Annotated in this window: 6 protein-coding genes; 5 read left to right on the forward strand and 1 reads right to left on the reverse strand. The window is 72.8% G+C overall.

From position 1 onward, the window contains the following. Positions 1–24: 24 nt before the first annotated feature. Positions 25–1,338 carry an MFS transporter gene (locus DQW06_RS06800; RefSeq protein WP_013153817.1) on the reverse strand — a complete coding sequence of 438 codons (1,314 nt, stop codon included), beginning with the start codon at positions 1,336–1,338 and terminating at the stop codon, positions 25–27. A 192-nt stretch (positions 1,339–1,530) separates the two neighbouring features. On the opposite strand from DQW06_RS06800, the gene DQW06_RS06805 reads away from it, so the two are divergent. From DQW06_RS06805 to DQW06_RS06825, 5 genes are all read left to right on the forward strand, one after another. After that, positions 1,531–3,162, forward strand: coding sequence for a sodium:alanine symporter family protein (locus tag DQW06_RS06805; RefSeq protein ID WP_013153816.1), 1,632 nt, complete (start codon positions 1,531–1,533; stop codon positions 3,160–3,162). A 415-nt stretch (positions 3,163–3,577) separates the two neighbouring features. Further along, positions 3,578–4,684, forward strand: a complete 1,107-nt coding sequence (locus DQW06_RS06810; protein WP_013153815.1) for a permease — start codon at positions 3,578–3,580, stop codon at positions 4,682–4,684. Continuing rightward, positions 4,681–5,448, forward strand: a complete 768-nt coding sequence (locus DQW06_RS06815; RefSeq protein ID WP_117198159.1) for a TIGR03943 family putative permease subunit — start codon at positions 4,681–4,683, stop codon at positions 5,446–5,448. Before DQW06_RS06810 ends, DQW06_RS06815 begins: the two co-directional genes overlap by 4 nt. A 102-nt stretch (positions 5,449–5,550) precedes the next feature. Further along, on the forward strand, positions 5,551–6,969 hold the full coding sequence (locus DQW06_RS06820; RefSeq protein WP_117198160.1) for a cell wall metabolism sensor histidine kinase WalK: 1,419 nt from the start codon (positions 5,551–5,553) through the stop codon (positions 6,967–6,969). 196 nt (positions 6,970–7,165) lie between these two features. Next, positions 7,166–7,689 (forward strand): TVP38/TMEM64 family protein (locus tag DQW06_RS06825; RefSeq protein WP_157983364.1); only part of this gene is annotated, 524 nt, incomplete at its 3' end.

Raw genomic sequence — 7,689 nt, forward strand, 5'->3', positions numbered from 1 at the left:
GGGGCCCGGGCCCTTTTACCGGGGTCACCCACTTCTCTCGGACACTGCCACCTCCCGCAGGTCGCGGCCCCTGGTCTCGCGGGCGGCCGCGACGGCGACCAGGGTGACCGCGGCCATGGCGGCCACGTACAGCGAGACCGGCACGCTGCTGCCGAACGAGGCCAGCAGGGCCGTCGCGACCAGCGGGGCCAGCCCGCCCGCCACGATCGACGCCAGCTGGTAGCCCACCGACGCTCCCGAGTAGCGCACGCGGGTGCTGAACAGCTCGGAGAAGAAGGCCGCCTGCGGGCCGTACATGGCCCCGTGCAGGACCAGGCCGACCGTCACGGCCAGGGTCACCGACCAGAAGGTCCCCGCGTCCACGAGCGGGAAGAAGGCGAACACCCACAGCCCCGCCCCCGCGGCCCCCAGCGCGGTCACCGGCCTGCGGCCGATCCGGTCCGAGAGGGCTCCCCAGGCGGGGATGGTCACCAGGTGCACCGCCGAGGCGACGAGCACCGCGTTGAGCACCTGGCCGTTGGGCATCCCCGCCTCCTGCGTCGCGTAGACCAGGATGAACGCGGTGACGACGTAGTACGACACGTTCTCGGCCATGCGCACGCCCATGGCCACCAGGGCCTCGCGCCAGTGGTCGCGCAGCACGCCCAGGATCGGGGCGCGCTCGGGCCGGGCCGAGGCCGCCGCCCGCTCGTGCGCGTCGCGGAAGACCCGCGACTCGCTGACCGCCAGGCGCACCCACAGGCCGATGAGCACCAGCACGCCCGAGAGCAGGAACGGCACGCGCCAGCCCCAGGAGAGGAAGGCCGCGTCGCTCATCACCACGGCGAGCACCGCCAGCACGGCGGTGGCCAGCAGGTTGCCGCCCGGAGCGCCCGCCTGCGGCCAGGACGCCCAGAACCCCCGGTGCCGCGGCTCGCCGTGCTCGGCGACGAGCAGCACCGCGCCGCCCCACTCGCCGCCCAGGGCGAAGCCCTGGACCACCCGCAGCAGCGTCAGCAGCAGCGGAGCGGCCACGCCGATCACCGCGTAGGTCGGCAGCAGGCCGATCGCGAACGTCGATCCGCCCATGAGCAGCAGGCTGATGACCAGCAGCTGTTTGCGGCCGATCCTGTCGCCGAAGTGACCGAAGACCAGGCCGCCCAGCGGACGCGCGACGAACCCCACCGCGTAGGTGGTGAACGCCAGCATGGTGCCCACCAGCGGGTCGGACTCGGGGAAGAAGACGTGGTTGAACACGAGCGCGGCGGCCGACCCGTAGAGGAAGAAGTCGTACCACTCGATCGTCGTGCCGATGAGGCTGGCGGTGACCACCCGCCCGAAGGAGGCTTTCTGTCTCATGTCCGGCAACCGTAGGGAGCGCGGGCACGGCTGACCATGGGCGCCCCCACCACAGGCCGGTGCCCGATCATGTGCCCGCGGCGGGTTGTTGACCCGTTACGGTCCTTTACCGCCCCTTCGCGTGTCCGCACGGGCTCCCACCTCCGGTGACGTGGACACTTGCCGGAGACCGGACCGCTTGAAGGGGAGCGCGTGAACAACGCAGTCGTCGCCGTCAACGACTTCTTCTGGAGCTACTTCCTCATCCCGCTCCTGATCGTCCTGGCCGTCTACTTCACGGTGCGCTCGGGGGTCGTGCAGCTGCGCCTGCTGCCGGAGATGTTCCGCGTCCTGGGCAGCGCCCCGGGGGTGGCGCCCGACGGCCGACGGGAGATCTCCTCCTTCCAGGCCTTCTCCATCTCGGCCGCCTCACGGGTGGGGACGGGCAACATCGTCGGCGTGTCCACCGCGATCATCCTGGGCGGGCCGGGCGCGGTGTTCTGGATGTGGACGATGGCCGCGGTGCTGGGCGCCGCGGCGTTCGTGGAGTCCACCCTCGCCCAGCTGTACAAGGTGCGCACCAGCACCGGCTTCCGGGGCGGTCCGGCCTACTACATGGAGAAGGGGCTGGGCAGGCGGTGGATGGGCGTGCTGTTCGCGGTGATCATCACCGTGACCTTCAGCCTGGTGTTCAACACGGTGCAGGCCAACAGCATCGCCGCCGCCGTGTCCACCTCCGTGGGCGCCCTCGGCGGGACACCCGGCCTGCCGCTGTCGGCCGTGATCGGGCTGGTGCTGGCGGGCCTGACCGCGCTGGTGATCTTCGGCGGGGTCAGGCGCATCGCGCACGCCGCCCAGGCGCTGGTCCCGCTCATGGCCGTCCTGTACATCCTCATCGGCCTGTGGGTGGTCGCCCTCAACATAGGGGAGCTGCCCCGGGTCGTCGGCGACATCTTCGCGTCGGCGTTCGGCGCGCGCGAGTTCGTCGCCGGGGGAGTGGGCACGGCCATCGTCCAGGGCATGCGGCGCGGCATGTTCTCCAACGAGGCGGGTCTGGGGTCGGCCCCCAACGCCGGAGCCACCGCCTCGGTCTCCCACCCGGCCAAGCAGGGGCTCGTGCAGACGCTGGGCGTGTACTTCGACACCTGGCTGGTGTGCTCGGTGACGGCCTTCATCGTGCTGGTCAGCGGCCCCGAGTACGGCGACGACCGGGGCATCCAGGTCACGCAGGGCGCGCTGGAGGCCAGCCTGGGCGGGTGGTCGGTCCACGCGCTCACGATCATCCTCTTCCTGCTGGCCTTCACCTCCGTGCTGGGCAACTACTACTACGGGGAGACCAACCTCCAGTTCCTGGACAGCAGCCCCCAGCACATGACCTACTTCCGCTACGCGGTCCTGGCGGCTGTCTTCCTCGGCTCCGTGGCGCCCCTGACCCTGGTGTGGAGCCTGGCCGACATCTCCATGGGCGTGATGGCCACCGTGAACCTGCTGGCCCTGGCGCCGCTGTCGGGGATCGCCTTCCGGCTGCTGGCCGACTACAGCCGCCAGCTGCGCAACGGCCTGGACCCCCAGTTCACGCTCGCCAAGATGCCCGGCCTGCGCAACGTGGAGTGCTGGGGCCCGGCCTCCGGGCCCCAGCCCGAGGACGTCCCCCGCGGGGAGGGCGAGGCGCCCCCGGACCCGGGCGCGGTCGCGGAGGAGCGGGGGCGGGACGGCGAGCGGTCCGACCCGGGGGAGGCGGAGTCGCACGGCGCGACGGCCGTGGACGAGGCCGCTGACGCGGACCGCTCCGACGGTGACGACGGCCCCGAGGAGGGGGACCGGGGGTCCGACACCGAGCGATGACCGGGGTGTGCCGTAAACACCCCCTCCACCGGCTCCCCTTCCCTCCTCCGGTGTTCCTCCTGGCCGCCGTGGCCGGGCCCGCCCCGGGCGCGCTCGCCCTCCCCGTGACGGCCCTGCTGCCCCGGGGGTCGGCGGCCTGCGGTCCGCGTCTGTGCCCTGGTGGGCGTCGTGCTCCTGCTGGTGGCGGCCCGCAGGTCCGGGGACCGGCCGCGGGCGCTCGCCGCGATGGTGCCCGCGGGACTGGTGCGGTAGGTGGGTGTGGGGGAGAGCGGAAGACCGCTGTTCCCGCCGGGGAGGGCTACCTTGCTTGAACCCGGGGTCCGGTCGTCCACAGGCCGGAGTGGGACGCTGACGGGCGAAAACGATTTTCGGTACGATGCGTGGAGTTCCCACCCGACCACCGCGGAGTACCACCGTGTCCGACCGGACGACGCCCGCCGCCGCACCCGACCCCGCCGCGCCCGGCTCCGCCCCGCCCAACGCCTCCGCCTCGCTCGGCGACACCCTCGCCGGGGGGTGGAACGACCGCGGCGACGAACTGCCCCCCGAGGACTGGGGGCGCAGGGGCGGCCAGCGCAGGACCGGCACGGTCTGGCTGTTCGCCCTGTTCATCACCGCCATGGCGATGGGGCACGCCTGGGTCACCGACCGGCTGACCAGCGACGCCTTCCTGGCCTGGGCCACCATCTTCACCGCGATCAGCTTCCAGGCGCTGCCCTTCCTGGTCTTCGGCGTCGCGCTGTCGGCGGCGCTCACCGCGTTCGTCCCGACCTCGGTCTACCAGCGCCTCATCCCCTCCAGCCCCGCGCGGGCGGTGCCGGTGGCCGGGGCCTCCGGCGCCCTGCTGCCCGGGTGCGAGTGCGCCTCGGTCCCCATCGCCGGAAGCCTGATCAAGGGCGGGGTCGCGCCCGCCGCCGCGCTGACCTTCCTGCTGGCCGCGCCCGCGATCAACCCGATCGTGATGATCGCCACCGCGGTGGCCTTCGCCGGGCAGCCCGAGATGGTGCTCGCCCGGTTCGTCGCCTCGCTGCTGGCCGCCGTGGTCATCGGATGGATCTGGGTGCGCTTCGGCCGCACCGACTGGCTGCGCCTGCCCGCGCGCACGCACGCCCCCGGCGAATCCCGGTGGACCGTCTTCCGCGAGTCCATGCTGCACGACATGATGCACGCGGGCGGCTACCTCGTGGTCGGCGGCCTGGCCGCGGCCTCCCTCAACGTCCTGGTCCCGCGCGAGTGGCTGGTGACGGTGGCCGGGCTCCCGGTCGTCTCGGTCCTCGTGCTCGCCCTGCTCGCCATCCTGCTGTCCATCTGCTCCGAGGCCGACGCGTTCGTCGCGGTCAGCCTCACCGAGTTCTCGCCCACCGCCAAGCTCGCGTTCATGGTGATCGGCCCGATGGTCGACCTCAAGCTCATCGCGATGCAGGCGGGTGTGTTCGGCTGGCGCTTCGTGGTGCGCTTCGCGCCGATGTGCCTGCTGGTCGGGCTGCTCAGCACCTTCCTGATCGGAGGCCTCTTCCTGTGAACCGCATCGCCCAGGGGCTCACCCTCGTCCTGCTCGGCGCCGCCGCGCTGACCAGCACGGTGGCCACCGACCTCTACCTCAACTGGGTCAAGGCGGGCTTCGGCCCCTTCCTCATCGCCGCGGGCGTGGTCATGGCCGTGCTCGGCGTGCTCATCATCGTGGCCGAGCTGCGCGGTGAGAGGGCGGCCGCGACCGCCCCCGAGGAGCGCTCCGACCACTCCGCCGACGGCCACGGGCACGACCACTCCCGCGCGCCCAGAGTGGCCTGGCTGCTCCTGCTGCCGGTGGTCGCGGTCTTCGTCGTCGCCCCGCCCGCGCTGGGCGCCTACACCGTGGAGTCCACCGCCGCCTCCTCCGCCCCGCCGCCCGAGCAGGCGCGCCCCGGCCGCTTCGACGACGGCCTGGCCGAGGCCGGACCGGGCGAGGTCGTCGCGATGGACATCCGCCAGTTCGTGATGCGCGCCTGGGTGGACGAGGAGCGCGAGCTGGCCGGGCGCGAGGTCGAGCTGACCGGTTTCGCGGTGCCCGACCCCGAGGGGGAGGGCTGGTTCCTGGCCCGCCTCCAGATGTCCTGCTGCGCGGCCGACGCCATCGTCAACAAGGTGCACATCTCCAACGAGCCCCCGCCGGAGACCGACAGCTGGTGGACGGTGCGCGGCACCTGGGTCGAGCCCGAGGGCGACATCGCCGACGTCAGCCAGCACGAGTTCGAGGTCCTGGAGATGGAGGAGGTCAGCAACCCGCCCTCCCCCTACGAGCAGTAACCGCCGGTCCGTTCGCCAACCGCCGCCACACCGCCGTCGCTTCGACGGATGTCCGGCCCCCTGGGTGACAATGGGTCGGTGCCAGGTTGGGATGACGGGCCCATGAGGGTGTGGGAGCGGATACGTCCCCGGTCGATTCGGGCCCGGGTCACGTTCGGCGCGGTCGCGGCACTGGCCGTGGTCACCGGACTGGGCCTGGCCCTGACCATCTTCCTCGTCCGCGAGGCGATCGTGGAGCAGGTCCGCGACCTGGCGGCGGAGGAGGCCCGCGACGTCGCGGACCACATCGCGGTCCAGCGCTACCCGGAGCTGATCCCCGACGGGGAGTCCGTCCTGCGGATCCAGGTCGTCGCGCGCGACTCCGGTGCGGTGCTCGCCTCCAGCGACGCCATGGAGGGCCAGCCGCAGCTGACCGCCGAGCGCCCCACCGCCTCCGACCCGCGGGTGGACACCACGGTCTGCGGGCCGGTCGCGGGCGTCGACCCCCGGACCTGCCTGCTGGTGTCGGGTTACGCCGTCGACGACACGGCCTACGGCGACGTCGTCGTCCTGGCGGCCGTGGGCACGCCCCAGATCGTGGCCACCCACGTGCTGGAGGACGCGCTGGTGGTGATGTCCTGCGTCCTGCTCGCCACCACCGGGTTCGTCATCTGGCACGGGGTCGGCCGCGCGCTGCGCCCGGTGGAGGAGATCAGGGCCCAGCTCGACACCCTCTCCGTCAGTGACCTGCACCGCAGGCTCCCGGTGCCCGACAGCGACGACGAGGTCGCCCACCTGGCCCGTACCGCCAACCACAGCCTGGAACGGATGGAGGAGGGGATGGCCCGGCAGCGGCGGTTCGTCTCGGACGCCTCCCACGAGCTGCGCAACCCCATCGCCGGGATGCGGACCAAGCTGGAGGTGGAGCTCTCCGATCCCGATCCCGACGCCCGCGCGCGTGAACGGCTGCTCACCGGCCTGCTCTCGGACACCGAGCGGTTGGAGAACATCGTCGCCGACCTGCTCGAACTCGCCCGTCTGGACGCCGGTACCGCGCCCGTCCAGGAAAGGTTGGACCTGTCCGCGCTGGTCGCGGAGGAGTTCCCGTTCGAGCGCCGTATTCCCGAACTGCGGCTGCACTCCTCCGGGCCGGTCCACGTCGTCGCCAACCGCCTGCGGCTCGTGCGGGTCCTGACGAACCTGATCGCCAACGCCGACCGGCACGCCGTATCCCGCGTCGACGTCATCGTCGGGCGGGAGGACGGTTTCGCGGTGGTGGAGGTGCACGACGACGGGTCGGGGATTCCGCCCGGGGAGCGGGAGCGGATCTTCGAGCGCTTCGCGCGGTTGAGCGAGTCGCGGGAGCGCGATCCCGGCGGCAGCGGTCTGGGGTTGGCCATCTCCCGCGAGATCGCCCGGGCCCACGGCGGCAGTCTGCTGGCCGGACACAGCGAACTGCTCGGCGGGGCCGCGTTCGTTCTGCGCCTCCCCGAGGCCTCCGAGGACCCCGAACACCACGGGCGCCACGACCGTCCCGAGTAGCGCGGCCCTACCGTCCGCCCCGGGCCCGCGGTCATCCCGACCGTTCCGGACAGCGCGGGCCGCACCGTCCGCCCCGGGCGGCACGGGTGTTCGGAGCGTCCCGAACAACACTGAACGCACCGTTCGCGCCGCCTGCGCCGAACGGCGTGTATCCGCCGGTTCCGTGGGAGTCCGGCGCCGGGCGTACGCTGTGGCCATGGGTGAGGACACGCGCGGCGTGCGAGCCGCGGACGTGTCGCGGCTCGCCCTGCTGCTGCTCTGGGTGGCGCTGCTGGTGTCGGCGCTGTTGTGGGGCCCCGACCTGGAGACCCTCCAGGCCTGGGTGGAGGACGCCGGAGCGGCCGCTCCGCTGGCCTACCTGAGCGTGTACCTGCTGGGGGTGTTCGCCTTCCTGCCCAGGCCCGCCCTCAACGCCGCCGCCGGGCTGCTCTTCGGAATGTCCCTGGGCCTGGTCCTGGCCGTGGCGGGCGGGGTGTGCGCCGCCCTGGCCCAGTTCTGGGTCGCCCGCCACGTGGCGGGCGACGCGGTGGCCCGGCGGTTGCCCGAGGGGGCCCGCACCCGGTTGGAGACCCTGGCGGGCGGACGCGCCCTCATGGCGGTGCTCCAGCTGCGCCTGGTTCCGGTCATCCCCTACCAGGTGGTCAACTACGGCTTCGGGCTGACGCGGATGCGGATGTGGCCCTTCGTGCTGGGCACGCTCCTGGGCGGGGTGCCCAGCAC

Origin of the sequence: Nocardiopsis sp. TNDT3 (assembly GCF_003427465.1) — a bacterium.
Lineage (GTDB): Bacteria > Actinomycetota > Actinomycetes > Streptosporangiales > Streptosporangiaceae > Nocardiopsis > Nocardiopsis dassonvillei.

Coding starts and splice junctions, on each gene's coding strand:
- DQW06_RS06800 (WP_013153817.1), bottom strand. CDS start 1,338: ATGAGACAGAAAGCCTCCTTCGGGCGGGTGGTCACCGCCAGCCTCATC.
- DQW06_RS06820 (WP_117198160.1), top strand. CDS start 5,551: ATGAGGGTGTGGGAGCGGATACGTCCCCGGTCGATTCGGGCCCGGGTC.